Source organism: Neisseria perflava, assembly GCF_019334725.1.
Classification (GTDB): Bacteria; Pseudomonadota; Gammaproteobacteria; order Burkholderiales; family Neisseriaceae; genus Neisseria; species Neisseria subflava_A.
Window position 1 is genome coordinate 288,793 of record NZ_CP079818.1, and the last position, 14,780, is coordinate 303,572.

At 49.9% G+C, this 14,780-nt stretch carries 11 protein-coding genes, 2 tRNA genes and 3 rRNA genes; 2 read left to right on the forward strand and 14 right to left on the reverse strand.

The window, feature by feature from the left end; genetic code table 11:
• Window positions 1-21: 21 nt before the first annotated feature.
• From LPB400_RS01510 to LPB400_RS01575, 14 genes are all read right to left on the reverse strand, one after another.
• Entirely contained in the window at window positions 22-687 is a 666-nt protein-coding gene (locus tag LPB400_RS01510) for a hypothetical protein (RefSeq protein WP_070461175.1), read from the reverse strand.
• 190 nt (window positions 688-877) lie between these two features.
• Entirely contained in the window at window positions 878-1,336 is a 459-nt protein-coding gene (gene pyrI / locus LPB400_RS01515) for an aspartate carbamoyltransferase regulatory subunit (RefSeq protein ID WP_003684689.1), read from the reverse strand.
• Window positions 1,337-1,346: 10 nt separating this feature from the next.
• A complete protein-coding gene (pyrB, locus tag LPB400_RS01520) occupies window positions 1,347-2,267 on the reverse strand; it encodes an aspartate carbamoyltransferase (RefSeq protein ID WP_070461172.1) in 921 nt (306 codons plus the stop codon).
• Between the two features lie 385 nt (window positions 2,268-2,652).
• Window positions 2,653-2,940: a ComEA family DNA-binding protein gene (locus tag LPB400_RS01525; protein WP_036472233.1), complete on the reverse strand. Its 288-nt coding sequence runs from the start codon at window positions 2,938-2,940 to the stop codon at window positions 2,653-2,655.
• Window positions 2,941-3,329: 389 nt separating this feature from the next.
• Window positions 3,330-3,443: ribosomal RNA gene (rrf, locus tag LPB400_RS01530) — 5S ribosomal RNA — on the reverse strand.
• Window positions 3,444-3,537: 94 nt separating this feature from the next.
• Window positions 3,538-6,426: ribosomal RNA gene (locus LPB400_RS01535) — 23S ribosomal RNA — on the reverse strand.
• A 348-nt stretch (window positions 6,427-6,774) separates the two neighbouring features.
• Window positions 6,775-6,850, reverse strand: a tRNA-Ala gene (locus LPB400_RS01540).
• A 5-nt stretch (window positions 6,851-6,855) separates the two neighbouring features.
• A tRNA-Ile gene (locus LPB400_RS01545) sits at window positions 6,856-6,932 on the reverse strand.
• A gap of 105 nt (window positions 6,933-7,037) precedes the next feature.
• Window positions 7,038-8,578, reverse strand: a 16S ribosomal RNA gene (locus LPB400_RS01550).
• The 16S, 23S and 5S rRNA genes sit together here with 2 tRNA genes alongside, the layout of an rRNA operon.
• Window positions 8,579-9,034: 456 nt before the next feature.
• The gene (gene dksA / locus LPB400_RS01555) at window positions 9,035-9,451 is read right to left on the reverse strand and encodes an RNA polymerase-binding protein DksA (protein WP_049344904.1); all 417 of its coding nucleotides are present in this window, start codon (window positions 9,449-9,451) and stop codon (window positions 9,035-9,037) included.
• A gap of 233 nt (window positions 9,452-9,684) precedes the next feature.
• Entirely contained in the window at window positions 9,685-10,242 is a 558-nt protein-coding gene (locus tag LPB400_RS01560) for a YggT family protein (protein WP_070461561.1), read from the reverse strand.
• A gap of 2 nt (window positions 10,243-10,244) precedes the next feature.
• On the reverse strand, window positions 10,245-11,042 hold the full coding sequence (proC, locus tag LPB400_RS01565; protein ID WP_070461560.1) for a pyrroline-5-carboxylate reductase: 798 nt from the start codon (window positions 11,040-11,042) through the stop codon (window positions 10,245-10,247).
• A gap of 90 nt (window positions 11,043-11,132) precedes the next feature.
• A complete protein-coding gene (locus LPB400_RS01570; protein ID WP_070461559.1) occupies window positions 11,133-11,528 on the reverse strand; it encodes an RNA-binding protein in 396 nt (131 codons plus the stop codon).
• Window positions 11,525-12,238 (reverse strand): YggS family pyridoxal phosphate-dependent enzyme, encoded by a 714-nt coding sequence (locus LPB400_RS01575; protein WP_070461558.1) that lies wholly within the window; start codon window positions 12,236-12,238, stop codon window positions 11,525-11,527. The genes LPB400_RS01570 and LPB400_RS01575 overlap by 4 nt, the downstream gene beginning before the upstream one ends.
• Before the next feature lie 117 nt (window positions 12,239-12,355).
• Here LPB400_RS01575 and LPB400_RS01580 point away from each other — a divergent pair, with 117 nt between their 5' ends.
• Together LPB400_RS01580 and LPB400_RS01585 are read left to right on the forward strand one after the other, a co-directional pair.
• Window positions 12,356-13,402, forward strand: coding sequence for a type IV pilus twitching motility protein PilT (locus LPB400_RS01580; RefSeq protein WP_004519239.1), 1,047 nt, complete (start codon window positions 12,356-12,358; stop codon window positions 13,400-13,402).
• Window positions 13,403-13,488: 86 nt separating this feature from the next.
• The gene (locus tag LPB400_RS01585) at window positions 13,489-14,718 is read left to right on the forward strand and encodes a PilT/PilU family type 4a pilus ATPase (protein WP_219089168.1); all 1,230 of its coding nucleotides are present in this window, start codon (window positions 13,489-13,491) and stop codon (window positions 14,716-14,718) included.
• The last annotated feature ends 62 nt before the right edge of the window (window positions 14,719-14,780 follow it).

The window sequence follows — 14,780 nt, forward strand, 5'->3', positions numbered from 1 at the left end:
ACGGCCTGCATATTTTGTATATCAATACAACAATTTCTTGCGGGGCTTTTGTTCGCCACCGGATTTAATTTCCGACAAGTTGAAATTCAGTATGCTCAAATCCAAAATGCTTTCTGAAGTGCATTGATCGCCAAAAGCATTTTCATAAGTGGCCTTCAGTTTCAACACGCCGCCAAATGTCTGGTCCGGCAATTCGGCAGCCAGCGCCAACATGCTTGCAAACACGCCGCCATACAATTCGCCCGATGCCAGCATATCCACACCGCCGGAAAACATCTCCAAGCGCATAACTGCATCGGCAACCAACTTGCTCGGCAAGTGATCCGGCAAAGGCTCTGCCTCAAAGCGTACATTCTTCGCCAAGCCCTTACCGCTATTGCGGACAACCAAAACCAATAAATCCGTTTGACCGTCAGAACGCTGCAACGTCGCATGCAAAACCGGATGAATGCTCTCTTTTTGAATCAGCTGCTCACGGTGCAACATCTTGCTTTTAGCTTTGGATCGCGCAGATACGACGGCCCAAATCAACCAAACCAATGCAACGGCAGAAATGGCTGTGACCAAAAGAGGAAGATTGGCCAAATAGGCTTGCTGATTAAACCAAACTTGTGCGGCTAAAAATCCGGCAAAGAAAATCAAGACGTATAAAATTGGGGCAAACCGGCTTTGTATGGATGAGTGCATAAGTTTTCCTACATTTCGTATCGCGTTATAAAAATAATGCCTTTTGAGCAAATGATGTCATTAACTCAGAAGGCATTATTTTAACGTAATTTTAACGCAATTTGCTTAATATCTTGCTTTTTATGAAACTGATGTATCAAGCAGACAACTCAAACCGCACAGCCGTGTTTTCAGACGGCCTGAGATTTTATCAGGCTTCGGCAACCGAATCACGCGAGAAGGTTTTTTCGCAATAATGGCATTTCAAACGTGTCTGACCATTATGTGAACGGACATAAAAGCGGCTGATGACCGGCTCGCCATGACTGGCACAATTGGTATTCGGGCAGCGGAATACTTCTGAAATTTCGTCCGGCAATGACAAATGCTGTTTGTCGATCACTTTAAACTGATCGATTTTGTTTACTACTGCTTCAGGGGCAAATAAAGCCAAACGGTTGGCCGCATTGGCATCCAACCATACGCCGCTGACTTTGATAATGTCTTTGCTTCCCTGCGTTTTGCTGGGCAAATTAAAGCCGACTGTAACCGCGCTGCCATAATGCAGCAGCTTAAACTGTCTTAAAATGGCCAAGCCTTTACCGGCAGGAATATGATCAATTACCGTACCTTGTTCAATCGCTTCAACGCTGAGTTTTGAGTTTTCCATCTCTCGCTCCTTAAACTTCTTCGTTCAATACCAAAGACAAAATCGCCATCCGTGCATACACGCCATTGGTTGCCTGTTCAAAATAATAGGCATGAGGTGTTTTATCCACGTCCGGATGAATTTCATCTACCCTCGGTAAAGGATGCAAGACGCGCAAATTGGGTTTAGCATTCGCCAACATTTGCGCATCAAGATTGAATTTACCCTGAATTTTGGCAAATTCCTGCTCATCAAAACGTTCGCGCTGAACGCGGGTCATGTACAAAATATCCGCCCATTCGACCGCTTCTTCCAATCCGGGCAAAATTTGATAAGGGCACCCGGCTTCTTCCAGCTCTTCAGTGATATAGTCCGGCATTGCCAAGCTGGGAGGGGAAACAAACGCAAATTCACAACCCCAACGCTTCAGCGCCTGACACAATGAATGTACCGTACGGCCATATTTCAAATCGCCGGCCATCGCAATCTTCAAATTGCTCAAACTGCCCTGTGTTTCATAAATCGTGACCAAATCCAAAAGCGTCTGACTCGGATGTTGGTTGGTACCATCGCCGGCATTAATCACGGGCACGCTCGAAAATTCGGCCGCCACACGGGCCGCACCGTCTTTCGGGTGTCGCTGAATAATCGCATCCGTATAGCTGGAAATAATCCTCGCAGTATCTGCGAGCGTTTCACCCTTTTTCGCGCTGGTATTTGCACCATCGGAAAAACCGATAACTTTCCCACCCAAACGCTGTACCGCCGTTTCAAAAGACAAACGAGTACGGGTGGACGGTTCAAAAAAGCACGAACCAATCAATTTGCCTTCAAGCAAATCTTCACGAGGCTGCTTTTTCAACTTCAAGGCCGTCTGAAGCAGCAATTCGAGCTGCTCTGTCGTCAAATCTGAAATTGAAATAATATGTTGCCGATAAAGCGGATTAGGCATGACCATTCCTTCCCATAAAAAAGCCCGCAACAGGCGGGCGTTTCAAGCAAACCGATTCCATTGTTGCCCAACATCATCCCAGTGGACAATCACAACCATGTTTCTACCACACCCATGAAATCTTCCGCATTATCGCATATTTAACAGACGGCTGCTTCTTTCAAGTTTTCAGATTCTTTCAAGTTTTCAGACGGCCTGATACCTTTGCAAAATAACCCTCGGTACTCCACAGCTGAAACCCAAGCACAGGGATTCGGTATTTTCAGTTATTGCCCCCATTGGTCCAAGTCTTCATTGCCACTGCCCATACAAAGCCGCCCATCAACCCGAACCGGCAAACGGTTCAGCCTCTGGGCGGCATATACGGCACAAACGTCCGTCAGGCTTATTTTTTCACGGCAGGCTGTGCGGCCTTAGGCGCGGCAGAAGAAACCGTCGCCTCCGCCTTTAACTTGTTCAGCACCGCATCACCGATGCCCTTCACGTTTTTCAGCTCCTCCACCGATTTGAACGCACCGTTCTTCTGACGGTATTCCACAATCGATTTCGCCTTAGCCGGACCGATACCCGGCAAAGCCTCCAGTTCGGCAGAAGACGCGGTATTGATATTCACGGCGGCCAAAGAGAATGCTGCACAGACGGCGGCAAATGCACCAAATAAAAATTTCTTCATCAGATTTTTTCCCATAACATATTTGATTGAATCAGTCAGGAAGCCTACCGAATGGTTTTATTCCACTCTGTAAACACTGTCACATACGCGCAGATAGGGCAACAGCTCATACCCACACAAATGCTTACGACATATTAACGCAAATATCGTTTGATTTCAAATATTCTAAACAGTTAACCATAACTTTCAGTACTTTTGTTCAAGAATAACAACAGAGTTGTCATCCTTTAATTTAAACAACAAGCATGCACGAACACTCAATAGGTATCGGAATGGGTATCGGTTCATCAATATCCTTGCACCCATTACCCTACCTCCTATCGTCAAACCGACAGAAACGACAGGTATATAAAAAGCCCCCGACATCAGTCGGGGGCTTTGGAATGGGTGTTTGGCGGTGACCTACTTTCACATGGAAGAACCACACTATCATCGGCGCTGAGTCGTTTCACGGTCCTGTTCGGGATGGGAAGGCGTGGGACCAACTCGCTATGGCCGCCAAACTTAAACTGTTACAAATCGGTAAAGCCTTAATCAATTATTTGGTGATGACTGAATCAGTCAGTAAGCTTTTATCTTTGAAGTTCTTCAAATGATAGAGTCAAGCCTCACGAGCAATTAGTATGGGTTAGCTTCACGCGTTACCGCGCTTCCACACCCCACCTATCAACGTCCTGGTCTCGAACGACTCTTTAGTGTGGTTAAACCACAAGGGAAGTCTCATCTTCAGGCGAGTTTCGCGCTTAGATGCTTTCAGCGCTTATCTCTTCCGAACTTAGCTACCCGGCTATGCAACTGGCGTTACAACCGGTACACCAGAGGTTCGTCCACTCCGGTCCTCTCGTACTAGGAGCAGCCCCCGTCAAACTTCCAACGCCCACTGCAGATAGGGACCAAACTGTCTCACGACGTTTTAAACCCAGCTCACGTACCACTTTAAATGGCGAACAGCCATACCCTTGGGACCGACTACAGCCCCAGGATGTGATGAGCCGACATCGAGGTGCCAAACTCCGCCGTCGATATGAACTCTTGGGCGGAATCAGCCTGTTATCCCCGGAGTACCTTTTATCCGTTGAGCGATGGCCCTTCCATACAGAACCACCGGATCACTATGTCCTGCTTTCGCACCTGCTCGACTTGTCGGTCTCGCAGTTAAGCTACCTTTTGCCATTGCACTATCAGTCCGATTTCCGACCGGACCTAGGTAACCTTCGAACTCCTCCGTTACTCTTTGGGAGGAGACCGCCCCAGTCAAACTGCCTACCATGCACGGTCCCCGACCCGGATTACGGGTCTGGGTTAGAACCTCAAAGACACCAGGGTGGTATTTCAAGGACGGCTCCACAGAGACTGGCGTCTCTGCTTCAAAGCCTCCCACCTATCCTACACAAGTGACTTCAAAGTCCAATGCAAAGCTACAGTAAAGGTTCACGGGGTCTTTCCGTCTAGCAGCGGGTAGATTGCATCTTCACAACCACTTCAACTTCGCTGAGTCTCAGGAGGAGACAGTGTGGCCATCGTTACGCCATTCGTGCGGGTCGGAACTTACCCGACAAGGAATTTCGCTACCTTAGGACCGTTATAGTTACGGCCGCCGTTTACTGGGGCTTCGATCCGATGCTTGCACATCTTCAATTAACCTTCCAGCACCGGGCAGGCGTCACACCCTATACGTCCACTTTCGTGTTAGCAGAGTGCTGTGTTTTTAATAAACAGTCGCAGCCACCTATTCTCTGCGACCCTCCAGGGCTTACGGAGCAAGTCCTTAACCTTAGAGGGCATACCTTCTCCCGAAGTTACGGTATCAATTTGCCGAGTTCCTTCTCCTGAGTTCTCTCAAGCGCCTTAGAATTCTCATCCTGCCCACCTGTGTCGGTTTGCGGTACGGTTCAATTCAAACTGAAGCTTAGTGGCTTTTCCTGGAAGCGTGGTATTGGTTACTTCATGTCCGTAGACACTCGTCATCACTTCTCGGTGTTAAGAAGACCCGGATTTGCCTAAGTCTTCCACCTACCGGCTTAAACAAGCTATTCCAACAGCTTGCTAACCTAACCTTCTCCGTCCCCACATCGCATTTGAATCAAGTACAGGAATATTAACCTGTTTCCCATCGACTACGCATTTCTGCCTCGCCTTAGGGGCCGACTCACCCTACGCCGATGAACGTTGCGTAGGAAACCTTGGGCTTTCGGCGAGCGGGCTTTTCACCCGCTTTATCGCTACTCATGTCAACATTCGCACTTCTGATACCTCCAGTACACTTTACAATGCACCTTCATCGGCCTACAGAACGCTCCCCTACCATGCCAGTAAACTGGCATCCGCAGCTTCGGTTATAGATTTGAGCCCCGTTACATCTTCCGCGCAGGACGACTCGACCAGTGAGCTATTACGCTTTCTTTAAATGATGGCTGCTTCTAAGCCAACATCCTGGCTGTCTGGGCCTTCCCACTTCGTTTACCACTTAATCTATCATTTGGGACCTTAGCTGGCGGTCTGGGTTGTTTCCCTCTTGACAACGGACGTTAGCACCCGCTGTCTGTCTCCCGAGGAACCACTTGATGGTATTCTTAGTTTGCCATGGGTTGGTAAGTTGCAATAACCCCCTAGCCATAACAGTGCTTTACCCCCATCAGTGTCTTGCTCGAGGCACTACCTAAATAGTTTTCGGGGAGAACCAGCTATCTCCGAGTTTGTTTAGCCTTTCACCCCTATCCACAGCTCATCCCCGCATTTTGCAACATGCGTGGGTTCGGTCCTCCAGTACCTGTTACGGCACCTTCAACCTGGCCATGGATAGATCACTCGGTTTCGGGTCTACACCCAGCAACTGTTCGCCCTATTAAGACTCGGTTTCCCTACGCCTCCCCTATTCGGTTAAGCTCGCTACTGAATGTAAGTCGTTGACCCATTATACAAAAGGTACGCAGTCACACCACAAGGGTGCTCCCACTGTTTGTATGCATCAGGTTTCAGGTTCTATTTCACTCCCCTCCCGGGGTTCTTTTCGCCTTTCCCTCACGGTACTGGTTCACTATCGGTCGATGATGAGTATTTAGCCTTGGAGGATGGTCCCCCCATATTCAGACAGGATTTCACGTGTCCCGCCCTACTTTTCGTACGCTTAGTACCACTATTGAGATTTCGAATACGGGACTATCACCCACTATGGTCAAGCTTCCCAGCTTGTTCTTCTATCTCGACAGTTATTACGTACAGGCTCCTCCGCGTTCGCTCGCCACTACTTGCGGAATCTCGGTTGATTTCTTTTCCTCCGGGTACTTAGATGGTTCAGTTCTCCGGGTTCGCTTCGCTTATCCTATGTATTCAGATAAGGATACCTCCTAAGAGGTGGGTTTCCCCATTCGGACATCGCGGGATCATAGCTTTATTGCCAGCTCCCCCACGCTTTTCGCAGGCTTACACGTCCTTCGTCGCCTATCATCGCCAAGGCATCCACCTGATGCACTTATTCACTTGACTCTATCATTTCAAGAACCTCTTTGACTTCGTTTGCCTACCCGTTGACTAGGGAAATAAACTTGAAATTCCTACTTTGATAAAGCTTTCTGCTTTGTTGTGTCTTAATCCTGCCTTTTGTGTTTCAGGATTAAGTCGATACAATCATCACCCAAATACTGTGTTTGTTTCCTTTTCTCTTGCGAGAGATTTTTCATCCTTTGCAAAGAACAAAAAATCAAAACAAACTCATTGTCTTTGTTTGTTGATTTCGGCTTTCCAATTTGTTAAAGATCGATGCGTCGATATTTCACTTCGCAAATCAAAATAAGCTGCTAAGTATAGCAGGCTTCCTTTGATTTGTAAAGTTCTTGGTGGAGGCAAACGGGATCGAACCGATGACCCCCTGCTTGCAAAGCAGGTGCTCTACCAACTGAGCTATGCCCCCGTTCTTGGTGGGTCTGGGAGGACTTGAACCTCCGACCCCACGCTTATCAAGCGTGTGCTCTAACCAGCTGAGCTACAAACCCGGATTCTCTTCTTAAGCGAATCTTGTCTTCACTCAAGCTTTTCTCTTCCGCATCTTTTACAGTTTACCGATAAGTGTGAATGCATCAGACCTCTTCTTTCTCTAGAAAGGAGGTGATCCAGCCGCAGGTTCCCCTACGGCTACCTTGTTACGACTTCACCCCAGTCATGAAGCATACCGTGGTAAGCGGGCTCCTTGCGGTTACCCTACCTACTTCTGGTATCCCCCACTCCCATGGTGTGACGGGCGGTGTGTACAAGACCCGGGAACGTATTCACCGCAGTATGCTGACCTGCGATTACTAGCGATTCCGACTTCATGCACTCGAGTTGCAGAGTGCAATCCGGACTACGATCGGTTTTGTGAGATTGGCTCCACCTCGCGGCTTGGCTACCCTCTGTACCGACCATTGTATGACGTGTGAAGCCCTGGTCATAAGGGCCATGAGGACTTGACGTCATCCCCACCTTCCTCCGGCTTGTCACCGGCAGTCTCATTAGAGTGCCCAACTTAATGATGGCAACTAATGACAAGGGTTGCGCTCGTTGCGGGACTTAACCCAACATCTCACGACACGAGCTGACGACAGCCATGCAGCACCTGTGTTACGGCTCCCGAAGGCACTCCTCCGTCTCTGGAGGATTCCGTACATGTCAAGACCAGGTAAGGTTCTTCGCGTTGCATCGAATTAATCCACATCATCCACCGCTTGTGCGGGTCCCCGTCAATTCCTTTGAGTTTTAATCTTGCGACCGTACTCCCCAGGCGGTCAATTTCACGCGTTAGCTACGCTACTAAGCAATCAAGTTGCCCAACAGCTAATTGACATCGTTTAGGGCGTGGACTACCAGGGTATCTAATCCTGTTTGCTACCCACGCTTTCGAGCATGAACGTCAGTGTTATCCCAGGAGGCTGCCTTCGCCATCGGTATTCCTCCACATCTCTACGCATTTCACTGCTACACGTGGAATTCTACCTCCCTCTGACACACTCTAGTCACCCAGTTCAGAACGCAGTTCCCAGGTTGAGCCCGGGGATTTCACATCCTGCTTAAGTAACCGTCTGCGCTCGCTTTACGCCCAGTAATTCCGATTAACGCTCGCACCCTACGTATTACCGCGGCTGCTGGCACGTAGTTAGCCGGTGCTTATTCTTCAGGTACCGTCATCAGCTGTCGATATTAGCAACAGCCTTTTCTTCCCTGACAAAAGTCCTTTACAACCCGAAGGCCTTCTTCAGACACGCGGCATGGCTGGATCAGGCTTGCGCCCATTGTCCAAAATTCCCCACTGCTGCCTCCCGTAGGAGTCTGGGCCGTGTCTCAGTCCCAGTGTGGCGGATCATCCTCTCAGACCCGCTACTGATCGTCGCCTTGGTAGGCCTTTACCCCACCAACTAGCTAATCAGATATCGGCCGCTCGAATAACGCAAGGCCCGAAGGTCCCCTGCTTTCCTCCTCAGAGAATATGCGGTATTAGCTAATCTTTCGATTAGTTATCCCCCATTACTCGGTACGTTCCGATATATTACTCACCCGTTCGCCACTCGCCACCCAAGAAGCAAGCTTCTCTGTGCTGCCGTCCGACTTGCATGTGTAAAGCATGCCGCCAGCGTTCAATCTGAGCCAGGATCAAACTCTTATGTTCAATCTCTAACTTATAACTTCTGGTCTGCTTCAAAGAAACCGACAGGACAATGTCTAAAACATCATCTTGTCTGTCTTTCAAACAGTGTGAGGCCTAATGCACTCACACTTATCGGTAATCTGTTTTTTAAAGAGCGAATCGAATTATACAGTACATTTAGCAAATGTCAACTAAAATTATCGAAAATTCTAACTAACTGTGTTATACTGTCTGCTTCGTTTTCTTCACCGCGTCAGCAGCGAAGAACAGAACTATACGCCTCCAAACAAAACCAGTCAACACTTTTCGCAAAATTATTTCCAGAAATTTAACCACTGCCCTGTTTTAACAGGGTTTTTATTTTATAAAAAACTCCAACAACCTTTCTACACTCTCCAAATATACAAAAAACACAAACTAAAGGCCGTCTGAAATGCTCTTTCAGACGGCCTTTTTTATGGTTTCTATATCTATATTTTAGTCGGCGAACTGTTTTTTCATTCGTTCGCGTCGCTCTTGCGCTTCTACGGACAATGTCGCGGTCGGACGTGCCAGCAGGCGTTTGAGGCCAATGGGTTCGCCGGTATCGGCACAGAAACCGTAATCACCTTCGTCAATGCTGCGGATAGTCGCTTGCACTTTATTGAGAAGTTTACGCTCGCGATCGCGGGTGCGCAGCTCTAAAGCGTATTCTTCTTCTTGAGTAGCTCGGTCGGCTGGATCGGGAGCGGATTCGTGCTCTTGAAGATGGCCGGTAGTGGTGTTTGCATTTTCAATCAGCTCTTCTTGCATTTTAACCAGTAGTTCGCGGAAGAAGGCCAATTGGTCGCTGTTCATGTAGTCCTCTTCAGGACCATCCCAGTTTAAAATATCTTGTTCTGTCAGCTTTGCCATGGTGTCTGCTTTCGGTTTGTTGTTAATGATTTGGATGCTACGGGTTTGCTTTTATTGGGTTTTCTTGAATTTCCGTTTTGGAAATTGGGCGAATCATATCATGTTTTACCTATTCATTTGTTCCTTATATTTCGATTTGCACTTTTTTGCACTACCTTACACCTAAATGTATTAAAACGCTTTTTAGGACGTTGTATTTTTGGTCGTTAATACCTGCTGCGCTTTCAGACGGCCTATTGAAGCAACCATAGGTTGGTTTGCTGGATAAGCTGGGGAAACCATCGGGCCAGCCACAACCATAATAAAAGTGCCAACAAACTGCCTGAAAAATCGTATCGCCCTACGCGCAAGAAGGAAAACGGTTTGAGCAATGGCTGCAGGATTCGTTCGATGGCATAAGTCAACGGCGAATAGCGGCCCTGTATGCTGGACACCATTCTAATAATCAGACCGATAAGTAATGTATAGGCCGCGGCTTTCAGCATATGGAGTGCGGCAAACCAGAAGTTTGCCAAAATCAGCTTATTACTGATGGACAGCGCCGGCGAGATGAAAATAATGGCGGTACAGGCAAGGTAGTACACCAGAAAACCTGCGGGCAGGCAGTACCAATCGGTTTTCTCGCCGGATGGAAATGCTTTTTGCCAAGGTTTGGTCAGCCAGCCTGTTGCCTGTATGCTGAATTTGAGCAGGGGGTGTTCTGCTGCCAATCCTGCGTATCGGAGCAAAAAGCGCGTGATACACAGGATGGCAATAGCGTCTGCCAATAATAAGAGCAAGTCGCCGCGCATGTTCAGACGGCCTTATATTGTTGCGCCATTTCTTGCGAACGTTTGACGCAGGCTTCTACACCCTGTTCGATGGCTTCGGCAACGTGACGGGCTTTGAAGGTTTCGATGGCTTCGTGTGTCGTGCCGCCTTTGGAAGTTACGTTTTGCTGTAATTGTGCGAATGCTTCGCCGGTTTGTTCGGCCAAAGCCACTGCGCCTTTAAATGTGGCGAGGCTCAGTTCGCGTGCATCTTGTTCGTTGAAACCTTGTGCCAAAGCCGCATTTTGGAGCGCGCCCAACAGATAGAAAACATAGGCGGGGCCGCTGCCGCTGATGCCGGTAATATTGTGGAGTTGCTCTTCCTCGTTCAGCCAAATGGTCGTGCCGACAGAGCGCATGATGCCGTCGGCAGCTGTACGGTCGGCTTCTGAAACGCCTGCATCGGCAAACATACCGGATACGCCCAAGCCGATTTTGGCCGGCGTATTGGGCATGATGCGTACGATACGGCGTGTGCCGCCCAGATAATGGCTGAGGGTATCGATGGACAAACCTGCCGCTACAGACAACACCAGCGCGCCATTCAAACGGATGTTTTGACAGGCTACCTGCATGTCTTGCGGTTTGACGGCGAGAATGAGGACATCGTCCGCACTCAATTCGGGCAGGTTTTCAGAAGTGGCTACGCCCAATTCTTGCACCAGTTGTGCACGTCTTTCGGCGCCGCGTTCGACAATGTGGACACGATAGCCGTCTTGTTTGACCAAACTGCCTGCAATGGCAGTCGCCATATTGCCGCCGCCTAAAAAGTAGATGTTCATAAATTTCCTTAATTTTTTAAATGAGATACATTTGCTGAGGTCGTCTGAAATACCGTTTCCATCATACCGACAAAATTTCAGACGACCTTTTCACCAACGGACGCTTTCGGGCAGTGATGTTCGGTATAAACCCTGTTTTTCCAAACAATCCAATCCTTCTTTTTTAAAAGTTTCCGCTAAAGGGCGTTTATCGCGGGTTTGCCAAGCTAGCCCGCAAGCTTCAAACTTTTTGATTTTCCTACTGAAATAATCATTAGCTGCGGTACGATAAGCATTATCGTCAATAGAATAATTCCCGTCCGCCAAACGCTTCCCGCGGAAATCCTCAATAGAAGGCGGCGGTTCGCCTTTAATTTCCCAAAAATCTATTGCTGCCGGCTTTTTGGGTTTGCACCAGCCCGATAAGGATTCACATTGATACCAGCCCATCAACCGACAACCCGTTAAGGTCAAACCAAGCAAAACGACCGAGATAATCTGTTTCATTGGCTGCCTTCTCCTTTTTGTTTTTGTTCCCGTCTGCCGAAAATCGCGCTGCCGATGCGGACATGGGTTGCGCCGCATTCTACCGCGATTGGCATATCTCCGGACATACCCATAGACAAAACATCTGCTTCGACGCCTGCCGCATTCAACTCGGCCAACAACCGCTGCATGGTATGAAACTGACTGCGCAACTCATCGTCGCTGCTGTCGGCCTTGGCCACACACATCAATCCGCATACTTTAATATTCGGCAACTTGGCCACTTCAAGGGCCAGCGCAATCGCTTCTGCGGGCGCTACGCCGTGTTTCGCCTCTTCCGCGGCAATGTTCACTTCAATACACACCTGCAACGGCGGTATTTCAGACGGCCTTTGCTCACTCAAGCGCCGCGCCGTTTTCAGACGGCCTATCGTATGCACCCAATGTGCGCGTTCGGCCACAAATTTGGTTTTATTAGACTGCACATCGCCGATAACGTGCCAAACAATATCCGGCAAATCGGCCAGCGTTTCCGTTTTTTCAAACCATTCCTGAATATAGTTCTCGCCGAAATCGCGCTGACCGGCCGCATACACTTCGCGGATGTCGTCTGCCGGAAAGGTCTTGCTGACCGCTACCAGCTTTACCGCATCCGCAGGCCTCCCTGAAGCCTCAGCCGCCTGTTCAACCGCCCGGCATACGTCCTGATAGTTTTGTTGCAATACCGACATGGTTTTCTCCTTTAACCCGTTCATCACTCGGCATTTTGAAAATTTTACTTGGTCGAACGGATTTATCTATTTAAAATAAAGCGATTTTATTATTCTAAACCAAAACAAGGCCACATTATGCAGATTACCGACTTACTCGCGTTCGGCGTGAAAAACAAAGCCTCCGACCTCCATTTGAGTTCGGGCATTTCCCCTATGATACGCGTACACGGCGACATCCGCCGCATCAACCTGCCCGAGATGAGCTCGGAAGAAGTCGGTACCATGATTACCTCGGTCATGAACGACCACCAGCGCAAGCTCTATCAACAGGATTTTGAAGTCGATTTCTCATTTGAGCTGCCTAATGTTGCCCGTTTCCGCGTCAACGCCTTTATGACCGAACGCGGCCCGGCCGCCGTATTCCGTACCATTCCGAGCACCGTTCTGACGCTGGAAGAATTGCGTGCGCCGCGCATTTTCCAAAAAATTGCCGAAAATCCGCGCGGTTTGGTCTTGGTAACCGGCCCGACCGGTTCGGGTAAATCCACCACGCTGGCGGCGATGGTCAACTACATCAACGAAACCCAACCGGCCCACATTCTGACCATCGAAGACCCGATTGAGTTCGTCCACCAAAGCAAAAAGGCGCTCATCAACCAGCGCGAGCTGCATCAGCACACCCACAGCTTTACCAACGCCCTGCGTTCCGCACTGCGCGAAGACCCCGACGTGATTTTGATCGGTGAGATGCGCGACCCTGAAACCATCTCCCTCGCCCTGACCGCCGCCGAAACCGGCCACTTGGTTTTCGGCACGCTGCACACGACCGGCGCCGCCAAAACCATCGACCGTATTGTCGACGTATTCCCCGCAGGCGAAAAAGAAATCGTGCGCTCCATGTTGTCCGAATCCTTGCGCGCCATCATTTCCCAAACCCTGCTGAAAACCCGCGACGGCAACGGCCGCGTCGCCGCACACGAAATCCTGATTTCCACACCGGCCGTGCGAAACCTCATCCGCGAGAACAAAATCGCCCAAATCAACGCCGCCCTCCAAACCGGTCAGGCCCACGGTATGCAAACCCTCGATCAAGCCCTGCAAACCCTTGTCCGCCAAGGCACCATCAGCCCCGAGCTGGCACGCAGTAAGGCGCAAAACATCGAAAACCTCTCTGTTTTCTAAACCATACTCAGGCCGTCTGAACCCCATCATCCCGTTTTCAGACGGCCTTTCAGCCTGACCGAATACCCGTTTTAAAGAGAATCATCATGAGCGACCTCGCCCCTCTGCACGACCTGTTAAGCGAAATGGTGCAAGCCTACTCACAAAAAAACCAAGCACCGCACATCCCCACCCCGGCTGAAATCGGTACGCATCTTCATCCCCTGCTCGACCGCATGTGTGAAGAGGCCGAAAAACGCAACGCCTCCGACATTTTCATCAGCGCAGGCTTTCCCCCTGCCATCAAAGTCGGAGGCACCCTCACGCCCATGCCCCACAAAGCACTGAACGGCGCGGACACCGCCGCCATCGCCGAATCCACCATGAACCCCGACCAGCTCGAAGCCTTCAACCGCGACTGGGAAATCAACTATTCCGTCCAATCGCGCAGCAACACGCGCTACCGCGTCAACGCCTACCACGAGCAAGGCCGCGTCGGCATGGTATTGCGCCGCGTCAGCCAAGACATTCCCGAGATGAAGACCCTCGGCTTACCCGAAAAGCTCCAAGAACTTGCACTCGCGCCGCGCGGCCTGCTGATCCTTGCCGGCCCTACCGGTTCGGGCAAATCCACCACCATGGCCTCCATGCTCAACTACCGCAACCAAAAGCTGCCCGGCCATATCGTTACCATCGAAGACCCCATTGAGTTTATCTACAAACCTTGCCGCAGCATCTTCACCCAGCGTGAAATCGGCATCGATACCGACAACTGGAAAATCGCCGTTCAAAGCGCCATGCGTCAAGCACCCGATGTCGTCTGTATCGGCGAAGTCCGCAGTGAAGAAAGCATGGAATACGCCCTCCAACTGGCTCAAACCGGCCATCTGTGCGTTTTCACCATCCATGCCAGCACAGCTTCCCAAACCATCGAGCGCATCATCAACTTCTATCCGGAAGACCGCCGCCAACAGGTTTTGATGGATTTGGCGTTAAACCTCGTCGGCATCATCGGCCAACGCCTCACCATCAAGAAAAACCGCCAACGCACGGCCGTTACCGACCTCCTGCTCAACACTCCGGCCATGCAGGACTTGATTTTCAAAGGCGAATTGCTGGAAATCCGCGACCTGATGGCACGCTCCGGCAGCAACGGCATGCAGACGTTTGACCAAAACCTCTTCAACCTCTACGCACAAGGCCAAATCGAACTCAGCGAAGCCCTGCGCCAAGCGGTTTCCGCCAACGATTTGCGCCTGCGCATCCAAATGCACGATGAGGGCAACAATACCGAACGCCTCTACGACCGCATCAGCGACCTTAACCTGATGACCTAATGGCGTAAGCCAAAAAAAGGCCGTCTGAACGGATGTGGAAACAAAATCAAGTATTTCCCCGT

Coding starts and splice junctions, on each gene's coding strand:
- LPB400_RS01510 (WP_070461175.1), bottom strand. CDS start 687: ATGCACTCATCCATACAAAGCCGGTTTGCCCCAATTTTATACGTCTTG.
- pyrI (WP_003684689.1), bottom strand. CDS start 1,336: ATGGAAAACTCAAAACTCAGCGTTGAAGCGATTGAACAAGGTACGGTA.
- pyrB (WP_070461172.1), bottom strand. CDS start 2,267: ATGCCTAATCCGCTTTATCGGCAACATATTATTTCAATTTCAGATTTG.
- LPB400_RS01525 (WP_036472233.1), bottom strand. CDS start 2,940: ATGAAGAAATTTTTATTTGGTGCATTTGCCGCCGTCTGTGCAGCATTC.
- dksA (WP_049344904.1), bottom strand. CDS start 9,451: ATGGCAAAGCTGACAGAACAAGATATTTTAAACTGGGATGGTCCTGAA.
- LPB400_RS01560 (WP_070461561.1), bottom strand. CDS start 10,242: ATGCGCGGCGACTTGCTCTTATTATTGGCAGACGCTATTGCCATCCTG.
- proC (WP_070461560.1), bottom strand. CDS start 11,042: ATGAACATCTACTTTTTAGGCGGCGGCAATATGGCGACTGCCATTGCA.
- LPB400_RS01570 (WP_070461559.1), bottom strand. CDS start 11,528: ATGAAACAGATTATCTCGGTCGTTTTGCTTGGTTTGACCTTAACGGGT.
- LPB400_RS01575 (WP_070461558.1), bottom strand. CDS start 12,238: ATGTCGGTATTGCAACAAAACTATCAGGACGTATGCCGGGCGGTTGAA.
- LPB400_RS01580 (WP_004519239.1), top strand. CDS start 12,356: ATGCAGATTACCGACTTACTCGCGTTCGGCGTGAAAAACAAAGCCTCC.
- LPB400_RS01585 (WP_219089168.1), top strand. CDS start 13,489: ATGAGCGACCTCGCCCCTCTGCACGACCTGTTAAGCGAAATGGTGCAA.